General features: G+C 53.9%; 23 protein-coding genes. 15 read left to right on the top strand and 8 right to left on the bottom strand.

All coding sequences use genetic code 11. The annotated features are described in order from the left end of the window. Nucleotides 1-5: 5 nt before the first annotated feature. Nucleotides 6-920 (bottom strand): branched-chain amino acid ABC transporter permease, encoded by a 915-nt coding sequence (locus tag F3J31_RS03480; protein WP_032646250.1) that lies wholly within the window; start codon nt 918-920, stop codon nt 6-8. A gap of 99 nt (nt 921-1,019) precedes the next feature. Further along, nucleotides 1,020-2,141, bottom strand: a complete 1,122-nt coding sequence (locus F3J31_RS03475; protein WP_167211328.1) for a branched-chain amino acid ABC transporter substrate-binding protein — start codon at nt 2,139-2,141, stop codon at nt 1,020-1,022. A gap of 424 nt (nt 2,142-2,565) precedes the next feature. Between F3J31_RS03475 and F3J31_RS03470 the strand changes: the two genes are divergently transcribed. Then, entirely contained in the window at nt 2,566-3,234 is a 669-nt protein-coding gene (locus F3J31_RS03470) for a YecA family protein (protein ID WP_063622004.1), read from the top strand. Nucleotides 3,235-3,857: 623 nt separating this feature from the next. Here F3J31_RS03470 and tyrP read toward each other — a convergent pair. Further along, nucleotides 3,858-5,069, bottom strand: coding sequence for a tyrosine transporter TyrP (gene tyrP / locus F3J31_RS03465; RefSeq protein ID WP_024909783.1), 1,212 nt, complete (start codon nt 5,067-5,069; stop codon nt 3,858-3,860). Between the two features lie 229 nt (nt 5,070-5,298). On the opposite strand from tyrP, the gene F3J31_RS03460 reads away from it, so the two are divergent. Further along, complete coding sequence (locus F3J31_RS03460) at nt 5,299-5,640, top strand: hypothetical protein (protein ID WP_111966390.1); 342 nt, start codon at nt 5,299-5,301, stop codon at nt 5,638-5,640. Nucleotides 5,641-5,676: 36 nt separating this feature from the next. Here F3J31_RS03460 and ftnA read toward each other — a convergent pair whose 3' ends face one another. Continuing rightward, on the bottom strand, nt 5,677-6,174 hold the full coding sequence (gene ftnA / locus F3J31_RS03455) for a non-heme ferritin (protein WP_014884366.1): 498 nt from the start codon (nt 6,172-6,174) through the stop codon (nt 5,677-5,679). Between the two features lie 202 nt (nt 6,175-6,376). Beyond that, a complete protein-coding gene (gene yecR, locus F3J31_RS03450; RefSeq protein ID WP_045908178.1) occupies nt 6,377-6,715 on the bottom strand; it encodes a YecR family lipoprotein in 339 nt (112 codons plus the stop codon). 234 nt (nt 6,716-6,949) lie between these two features. Between yecR and azuC the strand changes: the two genes are divergently transcribed. Beyond that, nucleotides 6,950-7,033 carry a stress response protein AzuC gene (gene azuC / locus F3J31_RS03445; RefSeq protein WP_014884364.1) on the top strand — a complete coding sequence of 28 codons (84 nt, stop codon included), beginning with the start codon at nt 6,950-6,952 and terminating at the stop codon, nt 7,031-7,033. A 109-nt stretch (nt 7,034-7,142) separates the two neighbouring features. Further along, complete coding sequence (locus F3J31_RS03440; protein ID WP_008500405.1) at nt 7,143-7,394, top strand: DUF2766 family protein; 252 nt, start codon at nt 7,143-7,145, stop codon at nt 7,392-7,394. 42 nt (nt 7,395-7,436) lie between these two features. Here F3J31_RS03440 and F3J31_RS03435 read toward each other — a convergent pair whose 3' ends face one another. Together F3J31_RS03435 and F3J31_RS03430 are read right to left on the bottom strand one after the other, a co-directional pair. Beyond that, the gene (locus tag F3J31_RS03435) at nt 7,437-8,780 is read right to left on the bottom strand and encodes an anaerobic C4-dicarboxylate transporter (RefSeq protein WP_167211325.1); all 1,344 of its coding nucleotides are present in this window, start codon (nt 8,778-8,780) and stop codon (nt 7,437-7,439) included. Nucleotides 8,781-8,936: 156 nt separating this feature from the next. After that, nucleotides 8,937-9,440, bottom strand: coding sequence for a non-heme ferritin-like protein (locus F3J31_RS03430; RefSeq protein ID WP_045908180.1), 504 nt, complete (start codon nt 9,438-9,440; stop codon nt 8,937-8,939). 788 nt (nt 9,441-10,228) lie between these two features. On the opposite strand from F3J31_RS03430, the gene araF reads away from it, so the two are divergent. The 5 genes from araF (at nt 10,229) to otsA (ending at nt 16,184) form a co-directional block, all read left to right on the top strand. Beyond that, a complete protein-coding gene (gene araF, locus F3J31_RS03425) occupies nt 10,229-11,218 on the top strand; it encodes an arabinose ABC transporter substrate-binding protein AraF (protein WP_008500409.1) in 990 nt (329 codons plus the stop codon). A gap of 71 nt (nt 11,219-11,289) precedes the next feature. Beyond that, nucleotides 11,290-12,804 (top strand): L-arabinose ABC transporter ATP-binding protein AraG, encoded by a 1,515-nt coding sequence (araG, locus tag F3J31_RS03420; protein WP_045908182.1) that lies wholly within the window; start codon nt 11,290-11,292, stop codon nt 12,802-12,804. An 11-nt stretch (nt 12,805-12,815) separates the two neighbouring features. Then, nucleotides 12,816-13,805 carry an L-arabinose ABC transporter permease AraH gene (araH, locus tag F3J31_RS03415; RefSeq protein WP_171843394.1) on the top strand — a complete coding sequence of 330 codons (990 nt, stop codon included), beginning with the start codon at nt 12,816-12,818 and terminating at the stop codon, nt 13,803-13,805. A gap of 176 nt (nt 13,806-13,981) precedes the next feature. Then, nucleotides 13,982-14,785, top strand: a complete 804-nt coding sequence (gene otsB / locus F3J31_RS03410) for a trehalose-phosphatase (protein WP_167211322.1) — start codon at nt 13,982-13,984, stop codon at nt 14,783-14,785. Further along, nucleotides 14,760-16,184: an alpha,alpha-trehalose-phosphate synthase gene (gene otsA, locus F3J31_RS03405; RefSeq protein WP_167211319.1), complete on the top strand. Its 1,425-nt coding sequence runs from the start codon at nt 14,760-14,762 to the stop codon at nt 16,182-16,184. Before otsB ends, otsA begins: the two co-directional genes overlap by 26 nt. A 15-nt stretch (nt 16,185-16,199) precedes the next feature. Here the strand turns inward: otsA and uspC are convergent, their stop codons facing one another. After that, nucleotides 16,200-16,628 (bottom strand): universal stress protein UspC, encoded by a 429-nt coding sequence (uspC, locus tag F3J31_RS03400; RefSeq protein ID WP_045908186.1) that lies wholly within the window; start codon nt 16,626-16,628, stop codon nt 16,200-16,202. Nucleotides 16,629-17,423: 795 nt separating this feature from the next. Between uspC and flhD the strand changes: the two genes are divergently transcribed. The 6 genes from flhD (at nt 17,424) to cheW (ending at nt 22,856) form a co-directional block, all read left to right on the top strand. Further along, complete coding sequence (gene flhD / locus F3J31_RS03395; protein ID WP_008500415.1) at nt 17,424-17,774, top strand: flagellar transcriptional regulator FlhD; 351 nt, start codon at nt 17,424-17,426, stop codon at nt 17,772-17,774. A gap of 2 nt (nt 17,775-17,776) precedes the next feature. Continuing rightward, nucleotides 17,777-18,355, top strand: a complete 579-nt coding sequence (gene flhC / locus F3J31_RS03390) for a flagellar transcriptional regulator FlhC (protein ID WP_008500416.1) — start codon at nt 17,777-17,779, stop codon at nt 18,353-18,355. A gap of 123 nt (nt 18,356-18,478) precedes the next feature. Then, entirely contained in the window at nt 18,479-19,366 is an 888-nt protein-coding gene (gene motA / locus F3J31_RS03385; protein WP_008500417.1) for a flagellar motor stator protein MotA, read from the top strand. Then, entirely contained in the window at nt 19,363-20,292 is a 930-nt protein-coding gene (gene motB / locus F3J31_RS03380; protein ID WP_032658606.1) for a flagellar motor protein MotB, read from the top strand. The genes motA and motB overlap by 4 nt, the downstream gene beginning before the upstream one ends. 4 nt (nt 20,293-20,296) lie before the next feature. Then, the gene (gene cheA, locus F3J31_RS03375; RefSeq protein ID WP_069718977.1) at nt 20,297-22,333 is read left to right on the top strand and encodes a chemotaxis protein CheA; all 2,037 of its coding nucleotides are present in this window, start codon (nt 20,297-20,299) and stop codon (nt 22,331-22,333) included. A 19-nt stretch (nt 22,334-22,352) separates the two neighbouring features. Further along, nucleotides 22,353-22,856 (top strand): chemotaxis protein CheW, encoded by a 504-nt coding sequence (gene cheW / locus F3J31_RS03370; RefSeq protein WP_008500420.1) that lies wholly within the window; start codon nt 22,353-22,355, stop codon nt 22,854-22,856. The last annotated feature ends 113 nt before the right edge of the window (nt 22,857-22,969 follow it).

The raw sequence follows: 22,969 nt of genomic DNA, 5'->3' as shown, positions 1-22,969 counted from the left end.
CTCCCTCACACTTTGGCCACTATTGGGCGCCCGAGCAGTCCCTGGGGACGGAAAATAAGGATCATGACCAGCAGGCCGAACGAGAAGACGTCTTTATAGTCCGAGTTCACCATGCCCGAGAACTGCGCCTCCGCCACGCCCAGGATAAGGCCACCGAGCATGGCGCCGGGAAGGGAGCCGATGCCGCCAAGTACCGCCGCCGTGAAGGCTTTAATACCGATCACAAACCCGACGTAGAAATCAAAGGTGCCGTAGTTCATAGTGATCAGCACCCCCGCCAGGCCCGCCATCGCCGCGCCGATGACAAAGACCAGCGAAATAATCCGGTCGGTGTTAATGCCCAGAATGGAGGCCATTTTGCGATCCTGCTGGACCGCACGGCACATCCGCCCCAGCCGGGTACGGTTGATTATCCAGGTGAGCACCAGCATGCCGGCAAACGAGGCAACCAGGATAAACACTTTGGTGTAGGTTATCTGCACGAACCCTTCGCCCAGATGCAGGCGAATGACGCCGTCCAGCATGGTCGGTACCCCTTGCTGGCGCGGGCCCTGGCTCAGCTGCGCGTAGTTTTGCAGGATAAGCGACATCCCGATGGCGGAGATCAGCGGCGCCAGGCGCGTGGAGTTGCGCAGCGGTTTGTAGGCGATACGCTCGATAGTCCAGCCGTACACCCCGGTAACCACAATGGTGAACACCAGCGTGCCGAGGATCAGCAGCGGGAACGACTGCAGGCCGAAGAACGAGAGCAGCGCCAGGCCAATAGCGCAGAGATAAGCGGAAATCATATACACTTCGCCGTGGGCGAAATTAATCATGCCGATAATGCCGTACACCATGGTGTAGCCGATGGCGATCAGGCCGTAGACGGAACCCAGCGTTAAACCATTGATTAACTGTTGCAGGAAGAATGTACTCATCTTAGCGCGCTCGTTTTATAGGCTGCGCGAGCCGCGCAGCCTGATGTTTATTACGCGCCGACGGGTGGGCCCGACGGCGTTGAGCGTGACTCCGTCCCGTTACTGCACTTCCTTATATTTTCCTTTGTCGTCCCACTGGTAAACCACGTAGTCAGAGACCTTCAGATCGCCTTTGCTGTCCCAGGCTTTTTTGCCCATCACCGTGTCGACGGAATTGGCCTTCAGCCACTCGCTGGCTTTGGCAGAATCCTTGCTGCCGGTGGCCTTGAAGGCCGCGGCAATGGCTTGTACGGAGGCATAGGAGTAGAGGGTGTAACCTTCCGGCTCGAATTTACCGGCGCGGAATTTCTCGATAACCGCTTTGCCGTCCGGGATCAGGCGCGGGTCTTTACCGAAGGTCATGTAAATGCCATTGGTATATTGCGGGCCACCCGCGGCGGTCACCATCTCCTCGTTGACGATGCAGTCCCCGGAGAAGAATTTTGCCTGTACGCCCTGTTCACGCATCTGGCGAACCAGCGGACCGGCTTCCGGGTGACAGCCACCGAAGAACACGACGTCCGGTTTTTGCGCACCGATCTTGGTGACCAGCGCGTTAAAGTCTTTTTCACCGCGGGATAACCCCTCGTACATCACATCCTGAACCCCGCGTTTCGCCAGCGCCGCTTTGGTGGCGTCAGCCAGACCCTGACCATAGGTGTCTTTGTCGTGAATGATCACCACGCGTTTAGCTTTCAATTTGTCGATGATGAAGTCGCTGGCAACCTGACCCTGCTGGTCGTCGCGGCCGCACATGCGGAACATATCGCTCATGCCGCGTTCGGTAATCAGCGGGTTGGTTGAACCGGGGGTAATGGCGATGATCCCCGCATCGCTATACACCTCGGAGGCGGGCATGGTGGAAGAGGAGCAGAAATGGCCGACCACGGCGTTGACTTTATCCTGGTCAACTAAACGGTTGGCAACGGCGACGGCCTGCTTCGGCTCGCAGGCGTCATCTCCCTGAACCAGTTTGATCTTCTCACCATTAATGCCGCCGGCGGCATTAATGTCTTCAGCAGCCTGCGTTGCGCCGTGCCAGTATTGATCGCCATAGGTCGCATTGGGACCCGTAAACGGCCCGGCCACGCCAATCACAATATCTGCCCGGGCGGAAAACGCCGTCACCAGACAACCGGCCAGCACAAGAGAAAGAGGAGTTCTGATAAATTTCAGCGACATTATTATGTTCCTTAGCAAAGAGGTTTTTGCACCACGGCGTAAACCCGAACGCCCGACGGCGCAGCCAATCCGAAACACGAGCAAGAACAAAATGCACTAAACGAACAAGATACAGACGGCATCCTGCATATACGGCGAGGTATCCCTGCGCAGCGTCGCGCGAAGAACATTAAGCAAAAACGTTGCCAGAATGGTTAACCCATTGACGGGCTTGTCACATGTTTGAGTATAGAGCGCCGCGTTATGCCGCCTTGCGGGAGGAGAAGAAATTACAGCGGAGATCACATATCGTTAACAATAAAGCCCATAAGTTGTGCAAAGGTCACGGTTTGCACGTTTTTGCAGCAATAAAGACCTAAACTTCAGCCCGGAGAGGCGTGAGATATGTGTTAGGATCGTTTCCTTTTTTGCAGGAGTGTCAGCGATGACTGAAGGCCCATTGAATGAAAGCGAGATGGCGTGGCTTGAAGAGACGTTAATGTCTTACGGTCATGATGACGCGTCCGTGATTGACGTGTCCGAACTGGACGGCATGCTTACCGCAGTGCTTTCCGGCCCTGTTGTCGTTGAGCCAGATGCCTGGCTGGTGGCGGTGTGGGGTGGCGAGAAATATATCCCGCGCTGGAAAAACGATCGTGAGATGAACCGTTTTATCGATCTCTGCTTTAAGCACATGAACGATATTGCCGAGCGCCTGAGCGAATACCCGGATCAGTTCGAACCGATGTTTGGCTATAACGACGTGGACGGTGAGAGTTATACCGTGGTGGAAGAGTGGTGCTACGGCTATATGCGCGGCGTGGCGCTGACGGACTGGTCAGCCTTGCCGGAAGCCCTGAAGGCCGATCTTGAGGTGATTGCCCTGCACGGGACGGAAGAGAACAGCGAAAAGCTGGATGAACTGTCCGAAGAGGAGTACATCGCCAGCATCGAGAGCATCCAGCCTGCGGCGCTGCGCCTGTATAACTACTGGGCGAACAACCCGCAACAGCCGGAAGCGAAGAAGCCGATTGTGAACGGCACGAAGGTCGGGCGTAACGATCCGTGTCCTTGTGGCAGCGGGAAGAAATTTAAGAGCTGCTGTTTGCACTGATCAATTTTTTATTAACTTAGGTGGATTTGTTTCGTTCACCTCCAGTCAGTAGAAAATAATACGATCTTTACCTGTGAACGAGATAAGGGGGCCACCGCGGCCCCCTTATCGATCCCCGCGGCCCCGCGGAAAATCGGTGCTTCGCACTGCGCTCACCTCACGACCGTTTGCCTGCGGTCGGCTCAACTCGACATCCTGTCTCGCTTCGCCTCTGGCCGCCATCCATGGCGTCCAGCCCTTGTCCCCCGGTCTCCGGTTCGCCGATTTTAGCGGGGATGCAACACCCGTGCCCCATGCAGACGATGAAGAAGGTGGAGGGAGCGGGAGTCCGGCTAAAATCGCCGAATCGTTTCCTGGAGGCCGGGGCGACGCGCATGGATGCGCGGCGAGGGCGGCTTTACAGGGACGTTGCATCCGCCCGTCCCCGAAAAGCCGTAAGGAATAAGATGAGGGCACCGCGAAGCGGCGATTTTCTTGCCGGGAGCCGGGATTGTTAAGGGGGCGGCGATAGCCCCCTTAACACGTTCACCGCAGCGGACAAAACAGGTTGCAGAAGAGTATTAGTGAACGGAATTATCCCCTGCGATTACATAGAAAATGGACTTGCCATTGAGATATACATTTCAACCCACTTCCGGCAGCATCCCGGCTGCAATCAACACCTGCACCAGAATAATCACTACCCCGCAGCCAAACACAACGCACAGCAGCGGTTTTCCCCCCGCCACGCGGTAACCCTGCTGCGGATGCTGCTGGCGGCTCTTCCAGGCCAGCAGGGAGGGGAGGAGCAGAGCAAGGATCGAGAGCGCCACTCCCGCGTAGCCCAGTGCCATCACAAACCCGCGTGGATAAAACAGTGCGAACGCCAGCGGCGGCAGGAAGGTGATCGCCCCCGTCTGTAACCGTCCTGCGGCAGTATTGCGACGCTGGAACAGGTCGGCCAGATAATCAAACAGGCCAAGCGCCACGCCCAGGAACGAGGTTGCCAGCGCCAGGTCGGCAAACAGGTGTACCGCCAGCTCCACGTGCGGCGAGGTGACAACCTCACGCAGTGCCAGCAGAAAACCGTTCAGTCCAGCGTGTTGCGCCATCAGCCCAATAAAGGTTGAAGAGTCGATGCTGCCCAGGGTCACCAGCTGCCAGAAAATATAGGCGATCAGCGGGATCGCGCTGCCGATCACAAAGACGCGGCGCAGCTTGCGAATATCGCCGTTCATATAGCTGACGATACTCGGCACGCTGCCGTGGAAGCCAAACGAGGTGAAAATGACTGGGATCGCGGAAAGCGCCAGACCTTTTTCCAGCGGCAACGTCAGCAGGTTGACCTTATGCACGTGCGGCGCCAGCAGGACCAGCATGACAATCAGGAAAAGAATTTTGGCGCTGAACAGAAAACGGTTAAACAGATCGACCAGCGACGTCCCGACGCAGACCACGCCGCCGCCGATGAGCGCAAAGAAGATGGCGCCCGTCGCAGGGGTAATGTCAGAGCCAAACCAGTCGTTGACGCTGGAGGCGATCAATTCCCCGGCGCCGCTGATATAGGCGGCGGTCAGGGCGTACATCAGGAACATCATGCTAAAGCCGGTTATCCACTGGCCATAGCGTCCCAGATAGCGCGCAGCAAGCGAACCCAGACCGGTATCGGCGGGTACGTGCTGGTAAACCTCAAGCAGCAGCAGGGCGGTGTAACACATCAGCGCCCAGAGCGTGCCCAGCAGCAGCAGGGTCATGCCAAATCCTACGCCCGCGGCTGCCAGAGGCATTGCCAGCATTCCTGCGCCAATTGTCGTTCCGGCGACGATAAAAATACTTCCCAGAGTTCTGTTTTTCACGCTTTCCTCTACAACGCTTCTTAACCGCGACAAAATCTGCGGCGCAGAGTAAGGGAAAAGCCATAACTCGTCAAATCACCGTTACAAGTGGTGTAAAAAATTGTTTACGTATTAATGACCCTCCGATCCTTTTTAGGCCTGCGCCTACCTCATAAGGGCAATACTGCTGCACGACATTCCGGCGTAACGTAAACAATAAATATAAATTATCAAATAAAGTGAGGGTGTTATGGCGGGGGAGAATCCTTTTACCGCGGCATGGAGCCGGGGAGGCAACCTGTTGTGCCATGGCCACTGGATAATCAGCTGGCAGAACCAGCCCCTGAATCTTCCCGAGTCCCGTTGCGAAAAGGATATGGGCACCTGGGGGATCTATTCGGTTATTGATCCTGAAGATGAGACCTTTGCACAAGGCTTACAGGAAGATGAGTGGATTATCGAGAATGTCGACTGGTTGACGGATATGTTCTACGAGAGGGGGATTCCGCTGGAGACGTCCAGCTACCGCTATTTTTACCAGGCCGTGAATCCCCACGACTGGCGCTGCACCAGCTGTGCCGGGTGTATGTAAATATACGCGGTACCGGAAACCGGCACCGCGCTGAAATTAATTCTGCGTATCAAGCGTGGAAAGTTCTTTATCAATAAAGTAAAGACCTTCACCGGATTTACCCACCAGCGATAATTTATCCAGCACGGATTTAAACAGCTTCTCTTCTTCATGCTGTTCGGCTACATACCACTGCAGGAAATTAAAGGTTGGATAATCCTGGCTGGTCATCGCGGCATGAACCAGTTCGTTAATTTTCTGCGTGATCAGCTGCTCGTGCTCGTAGGTGGCGCGGAACAGTTCATCGAGAGAATTATATTCAGCAAAAGGGGAAGCCACGGTTTCAATGCGCGGCAGGCTGCCGGTATCCGTCAGATAATCAAACAGACGCTGCATATGGGTCATCTCTTCCTGCGCGTGACGACGCAGAAACGCGGCCGCGCCTTCGAAACTGTGGTAGCTGCACCAGGCGCTCATCTGCTGGTAGAGCAGGGACGAAAACAGCTCAAGGTTCATTTGCGCGTTGAGCTTGTCGATCATTTCAGTTTTCAGCATGGTGACGCTCCGGGTTATTATTTCTGGTTCACAATGAGCGACACTATAATTTGTTATTTAATTATTTGCAAAACGTAAAATATTTATTTTATTTATTAAAAATACGAATGGGAATAAAACGCATTGGCGATTTATTATTTATTAATGAGAATTGTTTTTGTTCGTAATGAAATAAACTGCCAGCACAGGCTGGCAGTCTGGATTAATACCACGGATTATTTGACTTAGGGTTAACGGCGTAACCCAGGCATTTATACTGGATAGTCACGCTCTCGTTCAGACACAACGAACCGCTAATGAGAGTGCAGGTTTTGATAGGCTGACCATAGGCCGAAGCAGTGGCATACCCCATGTTTTGACAGGCTTTTACCGCCGTGCCGTTGTTCACATACTCATCGGAATACGCATTTTGCAGCGCTGCCTGGCCGTAATCGAGGCGGACGATGCCGTTTGGCGCGTCGAGGCTGCTGACTTCAGCCTGGCGGTTAATACTGCACCCCGCGAGCAGCAGGAGTGTGCCGGCTACAATGACTCTTTTCATGGTTCGCTCTGAGTGGATGGAAATACGTTATCGTACCCGCAGATGCCCGCCGCAATGGCTGGAATAGCCGGACAATCTGCCCTCACTCTTCGCAACGGGTCAGAGGTGAACGCCATCAGGCCACTGGCTGATTAAATTGTGATGTTTGTCACAAAAGTATTGATTTTTGTGATGGCGGTCATATTATAAGCAGGTTGACGATAAAGTTGTATAACAAGTTAATGGAGCATCATCGTGAAACTGCGCAAAATCCTGAAAAGTATGTGGGCCAATTACTGCCGCACCTTCAAAGACGTGCCGCCGGGCGCCATGTTCTGATAAAAAAACCTGCTTCGGCGGGTTTTTTTGTACCTGCAGCCGATGAAGGGAAGATGTCAGGGGGCGTGTTTTGGTACTATGGCGGCCTTTAAATAAGGAGAAAGCCCCCATGTCACAAAACCTGAGCGCCGATCAGGAACTGGTCTCTGACGTTGTCGCCTGCCAGCTGGTTATCAAACAAATCCTTGATGTTCTGGACGTGATTGCGCCGGTTGAAGTGCGCGAGAAGATGTCTACGCAGCTGAAAAACATCGATTTCGCCAGCCATCCTGCTGCCGCTGACCCGGTTACACTGCGTGCGATCCAGAAAGCCATCGCGCTGATCGAGCTGCGATTCACGCCGCAGGGTGAGTCTCACTAAAGCAGGGAAATGGGCGACGGCATGTGTCGCCCTTTGATGCTATCAGAAGAACGTCTGAACCAGCAGGTAGCTCGCCGCACAGGCGCAGCTCACCCCAATCAGCCCTGGCAAAATGAAGCTGTGGTTGATGATAAATTTCCCGATGCGGGTCGTGCCTGACCGGTCAAAGCCGATGCAGGCCAAATCGCTGGGATAGGTCGGCAGGACAAAATAACCGTATGACGCCGGGAAAAAGGCGATCAGCATTTTCGGATCGATGCCCAACATCAACCCCATCGGCGCAACCGCCGTCAGCGCCGCCGCCTGGCTGTTCACCAGTTTTGACACCAGAAACAGAACAATGGCATACGTCCACGGGTGGCTTTTCACCACGCCCTCCAGCGCCAGCTTTAACTCGTCGAGATGCGCCTGGAAAAAAGTATCGCTCATCCACGCCACGCCAAATACCGAGAAGATCGCGACCATACCGGCCTTGAACACCGCGCCGTTAGAAATCGCGGAGGCATTGACCTTACAGACCATCAGCATCACGGCACCCGCAATTAACATCATCATCTGAATGACAAGGTTCATCGACAGGGCCGTCATTTTACCTTTCAGTTCAAAGGCAGGACGCAACTCAGGGAAGGCCCCCAGCAGAACGACCACGGCAATACCGGCAAAGAAAATCCACGTGGACCAGTATGCCTGTTTTGGGAAACGCTGATTCATTAACGTCTCCGTTCCGCCATAGATAAATTCACGTTGTTTAGGATCGTTCAGCTTTTCCTGGAACTCTATGTCGTCCGCCAAATCTTTCCCGCGGCGTAAACTCCACAGCGCAGCAATAGCCACGCCGAAAAGTGAAGCGGGAACCGACACGGCGAGAATTTCCAGAATTCCCCACGCGTGGCCGATCCCATGCTGGGCCGCCAGGATGGACACCAGCGACACGACGGCAACGGAAACGGGGGAGGCCGTGATCGCCATCTGCGATGCCACCGATGCCACGGCCATGGGGCGCTCCGGGCGGATCCCTTTTTTCAACGCAATATCCGCAATGATGGGGAACATGGTGTAGACCACATGGCCGGTGCCGCACAGAAAGGTCAGCATCCAGGTGGTAAACGGAGCGAGCAGGGTGATGTGCTGCGGGTGTTTGCGCAGCAGGCGTTCCGCAAACTGCATCATGACGTTGAGGCCCCCCGCCGTTTGCAGGGTAGCGGCACAACCAATCACCGCGAGAATGGTCAGCATGACGTCAACCGGGGGTTTACCCGGCTGCAGACCAAAGACGAAACATAAAATAAAAAGACCAATACCGCTGATTAACCCAAGCCCCATCCCGCCGAAACGCGTACCCGTCAGCAGGCAGAGGAGAATGACAACAAACTCAATGGTGATCATGATGCTCCCTCGTCAATGATTATGTAATTAAATAAATCATCACACGTTGTGTGGTTAATCATTGGGAGCCAGATCTGATTTGTTAAATTTCAGCAAAAGCAGAAGGTTGGAGAGGGGAAGGGGACCTGCTCCCCGGGACGGAAGCAGGCCAAAAACTCAGTGATGCTGCACCGCTACAATGTCGAGCAGGTGACGGTCGGTTTGCTCAGGACATAAACCTGCCTGCTGCGCATTATGGATCTCATCCGCCAGCGTCTTCAGCAGCAGGCCATCCTGCTGCTGCTCTTTGTCCATATCGCGTAAGAATCTGAGCGTCGTAATATCCTGCTGCGCTTTGGCTTCATCAGCCAGTTTGTTGAGGGTGCTGCAGCGTTGTTCATACTCTTCAAGCGTCTTCTGAAACAGTTCTTCCAGGCAAGAATAGCTCTCGTTGATCCCATCAAGGGCTTTAACGACAGGATTCGCCCCTGAGGCCTTCAGGAAGTTAAAGACCCGCATCATATGGGTGACGTTACTTTGCGCCTGAGAGCGAAAGAAGGTGGCAGACCCCGTGAGACTGTTCTCAGCGCACCACGCACTTAAGTGCAGGTGCAGATTGGAGGCATAGAACTCAAGGTTCATCTGCGCGTTAAGTTTTTGCATCATCGTTTGGGTAGCCATACTCATATCCTTATTGACGGTGGGACGTGATGTCCGTTGCTTAACCTGAGCGTCAGGCAAATACGAAGAAAAAGAGCAGAAATACGTTTTCTGCAGTAAACGAAGTCGACCGAAATTCACTTCCTGTGTTCGATATAAATAAGCATACCCTTGTCTGTGGTCTAAGAAAACTCTTAAATAGGCTGTGTTTACCATACATTACAAACTTTAATATAGTACAGAAATACAATTAGCTCGCCATCAAATTCCCTCTCATTAATCCATTGATAATTAATGATTTTTAACAAATAGATATACTGTTACTCTTTTGGGGATATTAAGCCGGAATAATGCTCCGTAAAAGAATGAATTACGGATTAATTATTTCGAATATATGAAGCATTAATAAAATTGCGCTAAATCAAATTCTACGAAATAAATAACGCTCCGGACGTGCTGCGTTTTTGATGAAAAACATGCTGCAGCGTTCTGACGTCTGGCGTCCTCACGCCTGTTAAAAGGCATCAGGGATATCTTAGCTAATCTTATGGATAATCCTGCTCACCCTCGTTTCATTTGTCTGATAAATCCTGTCTTTTTTATGTCATTTTTCGCTGAATTTATGTACGCAATTACTGTAATTCTGCGGTGTGATGGGGCTCTCTTATGGATGATTAATTTCCCGCTAAAACTATCACCAGCAATAACGCTTATGACGAGGTAAGCGCTAATGCCTTGTTTTAAGTCCGATTAAATAAGAAGCACGCAAATATTCCCTACAGAAAAGAAAGCTAAAGCTGGAGTTTACCATGCACAAATTTACTAAAGCGCTGGCGGCCATCGGTCTGGCTGCCGTTATGTCACAATCCGCTATTGCTGAGAATTTAAAACTCGGTTTTTTGGTAAAACAGCCTGAAGAGCCCTGGTTCCAGACGGAGTGGAAATTCGCCGATAAGGCCGGGAAAGACTTAGGTTTTGAAGTGATTAAAATCGCCGTGCCTGACGGTGAGAAAACCCTGAACGCCATCGACAGCCTGGCAGCAAGCGGCGCGAAAGGTTTTGTGATCTGCACGCCGGATCCCAAGCTGGGCTCGGCCATCGCGGCCAAGGCCCGGGGCTATGACATGAAGGTCATCGCCGTTGACGATCAGTTCGTTAACGCCAAAGGCAAGCCGATGGACAGCGTCCCGCTGGTGATGATGGCGGCGACCAAAATCGGTGAGCGTCAGGGCCAGGAACTCTATAAAGAGATGCAAAAACGCGGCTGGGATGTCAAAGAGACCGCGGTGATGGCCATTACTGCGGATGAGCTGGACACGGCACGTCGTCGTACGACCGGGTCAATGGACGCGCTGAAAGCAGCCGGCTTCCCGGAAAAACAGATCTATAAAGTCCCAACCAAATCCAACGATATCCCGGGCGCATTCGACGCCGCGAACTCCATGCTGGTGCAGCATCCAGAAGTCAAACACTGGCTGGTGGTCGGCATGAACGACAACACCGTGCTGGGCGGGGTGCGCGCGACGGAAGGCCAGGGCTTCAAAGCGCCTGACGTGATCGGGATTGGCATCAACGGCGTTGACGCCGTCAGCGAGCTGTCCAAAGCGCAGGCAACCGGCTTCTATGGTTCACTGCTGCCAAGCCCGGACGTTCACGGCTACAAATCCAGCGAGATGCTCTACAACTGGGTCACCAAAGGGGCTGAACCGCCGAAATTTACCGAAGTGACCGACGTGGTGCTGATCACCCGCGACAACTTCAAAGAGGAGCTGGCGAAAAAAGGACTGGGCGGGAAGTAATACGCGGTGATTGTGCCCCTCATCCTTCGTGAGGGGCCTGACGTACACACTACAGGAATCACGGAGACGTTATGCGACAGTCTGATCCGTATCTCTCTTTTCGCGGCATCGGGAAAACCTTCCCCGGTGTTAACGCGCTGACCGATATCAGCTTCGACTGCTATGCCGGCCAGGTTCATGCCCTGATGGGGGAAAACGGTGCGGGAAAATCGACGCTGTTGAAAATCCTCAGCGGCAACTACTCGCCCACGACCGGCACGCTGGCGATCCGCGGCGAAGAGGTCGCTTTTGCCGATACCACGGCGGCGCTCAATGCCGGGGTAGCCATTATCTATCAGGAGCTGCACCTCATCCCTGAGATGACCGTGGCGGAAAACATCTATCTAGGACAGCTCCCGCACAAAGGCGGCGTGGTGAATCGTTCGCTACTTAATTATGAAGCGGGGCTGCAGCTTAAACACCTGGGTCTGGACGTCGATCCCCAGACGCCGCTGAAATATCTCTCCATCGGCCAGTGGCAGATGGTTGAAATTGCCAAGGCGCTGGCGCGTAACGCCAGAATTATTGCCTTCGATGAACCCACCAGTTCGCTCTCAAAGCGGGAAATCGAAAATCTGTTCCGCGTGATCCGCGAATTGCGTCAGGAAGGCCGGACGATTCTGTACGTTTCGCACCGCATGGAAGAGATATTTGCCCTGAGCGATGCCATCACCGTGTTTAAAGATGGACGCTATGTGCGCACCTTTACCGACATGGCGCAGGTGAACCATGACCAGCTGGTCCAGGCGATGGTCGGACGCGATCTGGGGGATATCTATCACTGGCAGCCACGCCAGTACGGCCCGGAACGCCTGCGCCTGGATAGCGTAAAAGCGCCGGGCGTCAGAACGCCGATTTCGTTATCCGTACGCAGCGGTGAAATCGTCGGCCTGTTTGGTCTGGTGGGCGCGGGGCGTAGCGAGTTGATGAAAGGTCTGTTCGGCGGTACCCGTATTACCGATGGGCAGGTCTCCATTGACGGCGAGCGGATAGATATTCAGAAACCGGCCCACGCGATCAGGGCGGGGATGATGCTCTGTCCGGAAGACCGGAAAGCGGAGGGCATTATTCCGGTGCACTCGGTGCGCGACAACATCAATATTTCCGCCCGGCGTAAGTTTATTCGCGCCGGTTGCCTGATAAACGATAGCTGGGAGTCGAGTAACGCCGACCACCATATTCGTTCACTGAATATCAAAACGCCGGGTCCGGAACAGCTGATCATGAATCTGTCAGGCGGAAACCAGCAGAAGGCCATTCTGGGCCGCTGGCTGTCAGAGGATATGAAGGTCATCTTACTGGATGAGCCGACGCGCGGTATCGACGTGGGGGCAAAACACGAGATTTATAACGTGATCTATGAGCTGGCAAAACGCGGCGTGGCGGTGCTTTTCGCCTCCAGCGATCTGCCTGAGGTGCTTGGCGTGGCCGACCGCATTGTGGTGATGCGTGAAGGCGAAATTGCCGGCGAATTACTTCATGAACAGGCGAATGAACAACAGGCGTTGAACCTCGCCATGCCTAAAGTTAGCCAGGCCGTCGCCTGAGTAAGGAGTTAATCATGTCCTCTGTTACTACATCCGGAGTGCCGAAGTCGAAGTCGGCGTTGAGCGTTGGGCGTATCTGGGATCAGTACGGCATGCTGGTGGTCTTTGCCGCACTGTTCGTCGCCTGCGCGATCTTTGTTCCCAATTTTGCCACCTTCATTAATATGAAGGGGCTGGGTCTCGCCATCTCTATGTCCGGGATGGTGGCCTGCGGGATGCTGTTCTGCCTGGCCTCCGGCGATTTTGACCTGTCGGTGGCGTCGGTGATTGCCTGCGCAGGCGTCACGACGGCCGTGGTGATCAACATGACGGAGAGCCTGTGGATCGGCGTTTTTGCCGGTCTGTTACTCGGCGTCATCAGCGGTCTGGTGAACGGTTTTGTCATCGCGCGCCTGAAGATTAACGCCCTGATCACGACGCTTGCGACAATGCAAATTGTCCGCGGGCTGGCCTATATCATCTCTGACGGTAAAGCGGTGGGGATTGAAGACGAACGCTTCTTCACGCTGGGGTACGCCAACTGGCTGGGTCTGCCTGCGCCTATCTGGCTGACGGTGGCCTGCCTGATCCTGTTCGGCTTCCTGCTTAACCGGACCACCTTTGGCCGTAATACGCTGGCGATTGGCGGTAATGAAGAGGCTGCCCGTCTGGCCGGGGTACCGGTGGTGCGCACCAAGATTATTATCTTTGTGCTCTCAGGGCTGGTTTCTGCCGCAGCGGGGATTATTCTGGCGTCGCGTATGACCAGTGGCCAGCCGATGACCTCTATCGGTTATGAGCTGATCGTTATTTCGGCCTGCGTGTTAGGGGGCGTTTCCCTCAAGGGCGGCATCGGAAAAATCTCATATGTGGTGGCCGGTATCCTGATTTTAGGGACGGTAGAGAACGCCATGAACCTGCTGAATATTTCGCCGTTCTCGCAGTACGTGGTACGTGGTCTGATCCTGCTGGCAGCGGTGATTTTCGACCGTTACAAGCAAAAAGCGAAGCGTACCGTGTAACCGTTTTGCACCTCTTTTATTGCTCAACTTATAACCATAGTTGACCTCTTAACCGCCCCGCCAGTAAAACTGGCGGGGCGGTTGTCAAATGGCGAGCGACGTCACACTGTCTATACTTACATGGCTATGAAAGAGGTAAAGGCGTTTGCCTCTCGTCAACCGTAAGGAGGAAAAGGGTGGCTGACTTGTTAACCGCACCGCCTGTACTGCCCGGACACTATGCTTTCTTTTTTGATCTCGACGGCACGCTCGCCGGGATAAAACCGCACCCCGATCAGGTGTCTATTCCGGAGGCGGTGTTACAGGATTTGCATCAGCTCTCGCTCATGAATGAGGGAGCACTGGCATTGATATCAGGGCGCTCAATGGCCGAGCTGGATCTGCTCGCCAGTCCATACCACTTTCCGCTGGCCGGTGTACACGGAGCGGAGCGCCGCGACATCCATGATCAAACGCATATCGTTTCACTCCCCGACGCACTCACGCAAACGCTCCAGAAGCAGCTCTCTGCTGCGCTGGCAGACCTGCCTGGCACCGAGCTGGAAGCCAAAGGCATGGCCTTTGCCCTGCATTATCGCCAGGCGCCGCAGCATGAAGCTGCCGTGCTTGCGCTTGCGCAGACGGTTGCGGATGAACATCCACAGCTGGCGCTGCAGCCGGGCAAATGCGTGGTGGAGTTAAAGCCGAAGGGGATTAATAAAGGCGCAGCCATCGCCGCATTTATGGCGGAGGCACCTTTTGAGGGCCGGACGCCTGTTTTCTTTGGGGATGACCTGACCGACGAGGCCGGGTTCCGTGTGGTTAATCAGGCCGGAGGGATCGCCGTTAAGGTAGGGCCTGGTGACACTGTCGCCGAATGGCGGCTGGCGGATGTCGCCAGCGTCTGGCAGTGGGTATCTGATATCGCTAACCAGCAACAAAAACAAATAGCGCAAAACAAAGGGGGAAACCATTATGGGTCGCTTAGTCGTCGTCTCTAACCGAATCGCACCGCCTGATGATAAAAAAGCCAGTGCGGGTGGCCTGGCGGTAGGGGTGTTAGGTGCCTTGAAAGCCGCTGGCGGGCTGTGGTTTGGCTGGAGCGGAGAAATCAGTGAAGAAGAGAAACCGCTCAAAAAAGTGACGCGCGGGAACATCACGTGGGCCTCGTTTGCACTGAAAGAGAAAGACTACGACGAGTATTACTCGCAGTTCTCGAATGCCGTCCTGTGGCCGGCGTTTCACTATCGTCTTGACCTGGTCAAATTCCAGCGTGAATCCTTCGAAGGCTACGCGCGCGTGAATGCGCTGCTGGCGGATAAACTGCTGCCTTTAATAGAAGAAGACGATATTTTATGGATCCACGATTATCACCTGCTGCCGTTCGCCAGAGAGCTGCGAAAGAGGGGAGTGAATAACCGGATTGGCTTCTTCCTGCACATCCCGTTCCCGACGCCGGAAATTTTTACCGCGCTGCCGCCGCATGAAGAGCTGCTGGAGGCGCTGTGTGACTATGATTTGCTGGGCTTCCAGACGGAAAATGACCGACTGGCATTCCTTGACTCCGTGTCAGGGAAAGCGCGTCTGGTGACCAAAGCCGGGAAAACCCATACGGCGTGGGGGAAAACGTTCCACACCGAAGTGTATCCAATAGGGATTGAACCTGACGAAATCGCGGAGCAGGCCGCTGGCCCGCTGCCGCCAAAGCTGGCGCAGCTTAAGAATGAACTCAAGCATGTGAAAAATATCTTCTCAGTCGAGCGTCTTGATTATTCCAAAGGGCTGCCGGAGCGCTTCCTGGCATATGAAACGCTGCTGGATAAATATCCGGAGCATCACGGTAAAATCCGTTATACCCAGATTGCGCCGACGTCGCGCGGTGAGGTTCAGGCCTATCAGGACATTCGCCATCAGCTGGAGACAGAAGCAGGGCGGATTAATGGCCGCTACGGGCAGCTGGGCTGGACGCCGCTGTTTTATCTGAACCAGCACTTTGACCGTAAGATCCTGATGAAGGTCTTCCGCTACGCGGACGTCGGCCTGGTGACGCCGCTGCGCGATGGGATGAACCTGGTTGCGAAAGAATACGTGGCGGCGCAGGACCCCGCCGATCCGGGTGTGCTGGTGCTCTCCCAGTTTGCCGGGGCCGCAAATGAGCTCACGTCGGCGCTGATCGTGAACCCTTACGATCGCGATGACGTGGCTAACGCCCTGAACCGCGCGCTGACCATGCCGCTCACGGAGCGTATTTCCCGCCATGCTGAAATGATGGAGACGATCCGGAAAAACGATATTAACCACTGGCAGGCGCGTTTTATTCAGGATCTCCGCGATATCGCCCCACAAAGCCATGAAGGCGATTTACAAAAAAAGATCGCAACCTTCCCTAAACTTGCCTGATATTTCCCTGGGGGGTTAACGCCCCCCAAGCGGTACTAACAGCACATCAACCTGGCTTGACGCGACAATAGATTTCGCCGCGCAGGCCGCGCGCGATAAAAAGCTGTGGTTATGATTCCCGCATATCACTAAATCAATATTCTGTTTACGACACATATCGAGAATATGGGCATTAAGTTCTCCTGTCGCAATAACGGTCTCAAAGACGGGATAATCTGCCTTTTCTACCAGCTCGCGCAGGAATTGCTGCGTTTCCTCCTGAAGTACCTCACGAATATCCTCCAGCATAGGGGCAGCCAGCTGATTATACATCTCCGGTTCGGCCGCAAGCGTGATGAGGCTGATGCGGGCATTGTGGGGTCTGGCAATGGACACCGCCCGGGCGACGAGTTGATGGCTTTCTGGGGAAACAGCAACAGAAACAAGTAGATGGGAGTAACTCATGGCGCACTCCTTGGGTGTCTGACTGACAGCGTTTGATCACCTTTACCGCGAATTTCGGGGTTCTGCAAGGGCTGATTACGACATTAGTGTGAAGCTTATCATAATTATTCATTAATTATTCTTATAAGAAGAATAACTGAAAAATGGGTCTAAATGAAAAAAATTAACAACTTAACGTAAATCACACAAATTTATGCCTTGACTGTTGAATCGTTTTTACGCGTTACAAAATCATTTCGAATGATCACGGAATGAAACATCTTTTTTAGGCTCCCTGCATAACTCTATGTTTTTTCACGGTAAGAAAAATGTTTCCCGAAGGGGTGTTTGATGTAAATGTTTCCGCGCCACGCTCCCCGATGGAAAAGCACATTGCATGCCAGTTCTGATCCCCCTTCTGCATGAGTATTCGTCAATTAAGAATACAAAACAGTGCTGATTGGTCAATAAGTGAACAAATTACAAGTCATACTGATGGATTTATGGGTCATATTCACTTAAATTGTGTGACGTGGATCACATTTTTTTTAAATTTGAGGATGGCTGGATTGTATGTGTCAAAACTGACGAGTAGAGTTTGCGTCGAATTAGGAAAAATCTTAGTTATTTGTAAGAAATGATAAAACATGTAAGAGACGCATTTGCGTTTCCTCTCTTACGCGTTTCGATGAATACAAACCTAAATTCAACTATGCATTTAGCCTTTTCTTTTTTATACCGGGTGATTTCCCGGCGACATCACGGGGTGCGGTCTTTCCGCATAAAAATAATAGTTGGTTATTCGGGATGGGAACAATGCATACATCCGAGTTGCTAAAACATATCTATGACATCAATTTGTCGTATTTACTGCTCGCGCAGCGTTTGATTAGTCAGGACAAGGCGTCCGCGATGTTTCGTCTGGGTATTAACGAAGAAATGGCAACCATGCTGGGCGGCTTAACCCTCCCGCAGATGGTTAAACTGGCTGAAACGAATCAACTGGTTTGCCAGTTCCGTTTCGATGATTCACAGACAATAACGCGTCTGACGCAGGAGTCCCGTGTAGACGATCTTCAACAGATCCATACCGGTATTCTTCTTTCCACTCGCTTGCTTAACGAAATCAGCCAGCCTGATGACGTAGCCCGTAAGAAAAGGGCCTAGCAATGAGCGAGAAAAGCATTGTTCAGGAAGCGCGTGACATACAGTTAGCCATGGAGCTGATTACACTGGGTGCTCGTTTACAAATGCTGGAAAGCGAGACGCAGTTGAGCCGTGGCCGTCTGATCAAACTGTACAAAGAGTTACGTGGTAGTCCCCCGCCGAAAGGCATGCTGCCGTTTTCTACCGACTGGTTTATGACGTGGGAGCAGAATATTCATGCTTCCATGTTCTGTAATGCCTGGCAGTATCTTCTCAAAACCGGTTTGTGTAGCGGCGTTGACGCCGTGATCAAAGCCTACAAACTTTACCTTGAACAATGCCCACAGCAGGAAGAAGGCCCTCTGCTGGCGCTGACCCGCGCATGGACGCTGGTGCGTTTTGTTGAGAGCGGAATGCTTGAGCTGTCGCGCTGCAACTGCTGCAACGGCAATTTTATTACCCATGCTCATCAGCCTGCAGGCAGCTTCGCCTGTAGTTTATGTCAGCCTCCATCCCGCGCAGTAAAAAGACGTAAACTTTCCCGGGATGCTGCCGATATTATTCCACAACTGCTGGATGAACAGATCGAACAAGCTGTTTAACCCGAACGTGTGGGAAAGATTCCAGCAGCGGTAAGCGATTACCGCTGCTTTTTTTTACCCCGTAAACGGTCAACGCTGCGAGCTGGACGTCCTTGCCATAGTCACTAGCGGAAGGATGATGTCGTGCTTATCTTATTAGGTTACCTGGTAGTTCTCGGTACAGTTTTCGGCGGTTACATGATGACCGGCGGGCACCTTGGAGCACTCTATCAACCGGCTGAACTTATTATCATCGGCGGCGCAGGGGTAGGGGCTTTTATCGTTGGTAACAACGGTAAATCGATCAAGGGCACGCTGAAAGCAATTCCATTGCTGTTCCGTCGCTCGAAATACACCAAAAGCATGTATATGGATCTGCTGGCACTGCTCTATCGCCTGATGGCGAAGTCGCGTCAGCAGGGCATGTTCTCGCTTGAGCGGGATATTGAAAACCCGAAAGAGAGCGAAATTTTTGCCAGCTATCCGCGCATTCTTGCTGATGCCATGATGCTGGATTTCATCGTCGACTATCTGCGACTGATCATCAGCGGCAACATGAATACCTTCGAAATCGAAGCGCTGATGGATGAAGAAATTGAAACCCATGAAAGCGAATCTGAAGTACCGGCCAACAGCCTGGCGCTGGTCGGCGACTCGCTTCCGGCATTCGGTATCGTTGCCGCGGTCATGGGGGTGGTTCACGCGCTGGCCTCAGCAGACCGTCCGGCAGCGGAGCTCGGTGCGCTGATTGCCCATGCGATGGTGGGTACCTTCCTCGGTATTTTGCTGGCGTATGGTTTTATCTCTCCGTTGGCCAGCGTACTGCGCCAGAAGAGCGCGGAAACCACCAAAATGATGCAGTGCGTGAAGATCACGCTGCTCTCTAACCTCAACGGTTATGCGCCACCGATCGCGGTTGAGTTTGGCCGTAAAACGCTTTACTCCAGCGAGCGTCCGTCGTTTATCGAGCTTGAAGAACACGTGCGTGCGGTGAAAAACCCAAACCAACAGACGACAACTGAGGACGCATGAAAAACCAGTCCCATCCGATCGTCATCGTAAAAAAACGCAAGCACAAGGGCGGTGGGCATGGCGCGCACGGCTCGTGGAAAATCGCGTACGCCGATTTTATGACCGCAATGATGGCGTTCTTTCTGGTGATGTGGCTGATCTCCATCTCCAGTCCAAAAGAACTGATCCAGATTGCCGAGTATTTCCGCACGCCGCTGGCAACGGCGGTGGCTGGCGGACCGCGTATCTCTAACAGCGAAAGCCCGATCCCGGGCGGCGGCGATGATTACACCCAGCAGAAGGGTGAGGTGAAAAAAGAGCCGAACATCGACGAGCTGAAGAGAAAGATGGAACAGGCGCGCCTGAAGAAACTGCGTGGCGATCTCGACCAGCTGATTGAAGCGGATCCGAAGCTGCGCGCGCTGCGACCGCATCTGAAGATTGATCTGGTGCAGGAAGGGCTGCGTATCCAGATTATCGACAGCCAGAACCGCCCGATGTTTAAAACCGGGAGTGCGGAAGTTGAACCGTACATGCGCGATATTCTCCGCGCCATTGCACCGGTGCTGAACGGCATTCCTAACCGAATCAGCCTGTCAGGACACACGGACGATTTCCCGTACGCCAGTGGGGAGAAGGGATACAGCAACTGGGAACTTTCTGCCGATCGTGCCAACGCCTCGCGTCGCGAGCTGGTGGTAGGTGGGCTTGATGATGGCAAGGTACTGCGCGTAGTCGGCATGGCCGCAACCATGCGCGTTTCCGACCGCGGGCCGGATGATGCCATCAACCGTCGTATCAGTCTTTTAGTGCTGAACCAGCAGGCGGAGCAGGCCATCCTGCATGAAAACGCCGAAAGTCAGAATGAGTCACTGGACGATTTAAAACAGCCTGGGGCCGTTCCTTCGGCTGCCGTTCCAACATCGCCACCAGCCAATCCGAGGTGATAGCGTGAGCATGGATATTAGCGATTTTTACCAGACATTCTTTGATGAAGCCGACGAATTGTTGGCCGATATGGAGCAACACTTGCTCGATTTGGTGCCCGAAGCACCGGATTCCGAGCAGCTCAATGCCATCTTCCGTGCGGCGCATTCCATTAAAGGCGGAGCCGGAACGTTTGGATTTACCATCCTGCAGGAAACGACCCATTTAATGGAAAACCTGCTTGATGAAGCACGACGCGGTGAGATGCAGCTCAATACCGACATTATCAACCTGTTTTTGGAAACCAAAGATATTATGCAGGAACAGCTCGACGCCTATAAAAGTTCGGCAGAGCCTGATGCCGCCAGCTTTGAATACATCTGCAATGCGCTGCGCCAGCTCGCGCTGGAAGCAAAAGGTGAGGTTGCCGCAGCCGTGGTTCCTGCCGCAAAACTGAGTGTTGTGGATACGGTTGCCGCGCAGGCGTCTGCCCCTGCTGACGCACCGGCAGGCAAGCTGCGCGTTGTGCTGTCTCGCCTGAAAGAGAATGAAGTTAACCTGCTGGAAGAAGAACTGGGTAACCTGGCGAAATTAAGCAACGTGGTAAAAGGCAAAGACAGCCTGGCCGCGACGCTTGATGACGGTATTGGCCAGGACGATATCGTGGCGGTGCTGTGCTTTGTGATTGAAGCCGATCAAATCGCCTTCGAAACTGAAACTGTCGCGGTTGACGCCCCTGTGGCTGCGGAAGAGGTGGCTGTTGTCGCCCAGGCCGCCGCACCGGCTGTGGCCCCTGCGGCCCCGGCGCTGAAGGCGGTGCCAAAAGAAGCTGCTGCACCGGGCCGTGGTGAAAAACCTGCCGCGCGCTCCAGCGAGTCGACCAGCATCCGTGTTGCCGTTGAGAAGGTTGACCAGCTGATTAACCTGGTGGGCGAACTGGTGATCACCCAGTCGATGCTGGCGCAACGTTCAAACGAACTCGACCCGGTCACCCACGGGGATTTGATTACCAGCATGGGCCAGCTGCAGCGTAACGCCCGCGACCTGCAGGAATCGGTCATGTCCATCCGTATGATGCCGATGGAATATGTCTTCAGCCGCTTCCCGCGCCTGGTCCGCGATCTCGCCAGCAAGCTGAACAAGCAGATTGAACTGACCCTGATGGGCAGCTCAACCGAACTGGATAAGAGCCTGATCGAGCGCATCATTGATCCGTTAACGCACCTGGTGCGTAACAGCCTCGACCACGGTATCGAACTGCCGGAAAACCGCATTGCCGCCGGGAAATCGCCGGTCGGCAACCTGATTCTCTCTGCGGAGCACCAGGGCGGGAACATTTGTATCGAAGTGACCGATGACGGCGCCGGTCTGAACCGCGAGCGCATCCTGGCAAAAGCGATTTCGCAGGGGATGGCGGTCAATGAAAACATGACCGACGAAGAAGTAGGCATGCTGATCTTCGCGCCGGGCTTCTCTACCGCAGAGCAGGTGACCGATGTCTCCGGGCGCGGCGTGGGCATGGACGTGGTGAAACGTAACATCCAGGAGATGGGCGGCCACGTTGAAATCCAGTCTAAACAAGGTTCCGGCACCACCATTCGCATCCTGCTGCCGCTGACGCTGGCGATCCTCGACGGCATGTCCGTCAAGGTGGCGGACGAAGTCTTTATCCTGCCGCTGAACGCGGTGATGGAATCTCTGCAGCCGCGTGAGGAAGATCTGCATCCGCTGGCGGGCGGCGAGCGCGTGCTCGAGGTTCGCGGTGAGTACCTGCCGCTGGTGGAACTGTGGAAAGTGTTCGAAGTGGACGGGGCGAAGACCGAGGCCACGCAGGGTATCGTGGTGATCCTGCAAAGCGCGGGCCGCCGCTATGCGTTGCTGGTCGATCAGCTGATTGGCCAGCACCAGGTGGTGGTGAAGAACCTCGAAAGCAACTACCGCAAAGTGCCGGGTATTTCTGCCGCCACCATTCTGGGTGATGGTAGCGTGGCGCTGATCGTCGACGTGTCGGCGCTTCAGGGATTAAATCGTGAACAACGTGTGGCGTACACAGCCGCCTGATTAAGTAGAAGGTAATAACATGACCGGTATGAGTAATGTAACGAAACTGGCGGGCGAGCCATCAGGACAGGAATTTCTGGTATTCACTTTAGGCGATGAAGAGTACGGCATCGATATCCTGAAAGTGCAGGAAATCCGTGGTTACGACCAGGTTACCCGCATCGCTAACACGCCTGCGTTTATTAAAGGTGTCACCAACCTGCGTGGCGTCATTGTGCCCATCGTGGACCTGCGCGTGAAGTTCAGCCAGGGCGACGTTGATTACAACGACAACACCGTAGTGATCGTCCTGAACCTGGGGCAGCGCGTGGTAGGTATCGTGGTGGATGGCGTGTCTGACGTGCTTTCCCTGACCTCTGACCAGATTCGTCCTGCGCCGGAGTTTGCGGTCACGCTGTCGACCGAATACCTGACCGGTCTGGGCGCGCTCGGCGAGCGTATGCTGATTCTGGTGAACATTGAGAAGCTGCTGAACAGCGATGAGATGGCGCTGCTGGATATTGCGGCGAGTCACGTGGCATAAAAACAAAGCCGGGTGGCGCTGACGCTTACCCGGCCTACGCGTTCGAGCCATTTGTAGGCCGGGTAAGGCGAAGCCGCCACCCGGCTTTTTTACATCCTGCTCCACCAGCTCAG

The organism is Enterobacter sp. Acro-832 (assembly GCF_011752745.1).
In the GTDB taxonomy this organism is placed as follows: Bacteria; Pseudomonadota; Gammaproteobacteria; order Enterobacterales; family Enterobacteriaceae; genus Enterobacter; species Enterobacter quasiroggenkampii.
Note: the sequence above shows the minus strand (reverse complement) of the source record. Positions and strands in the feature narration are given on the sequence as shown.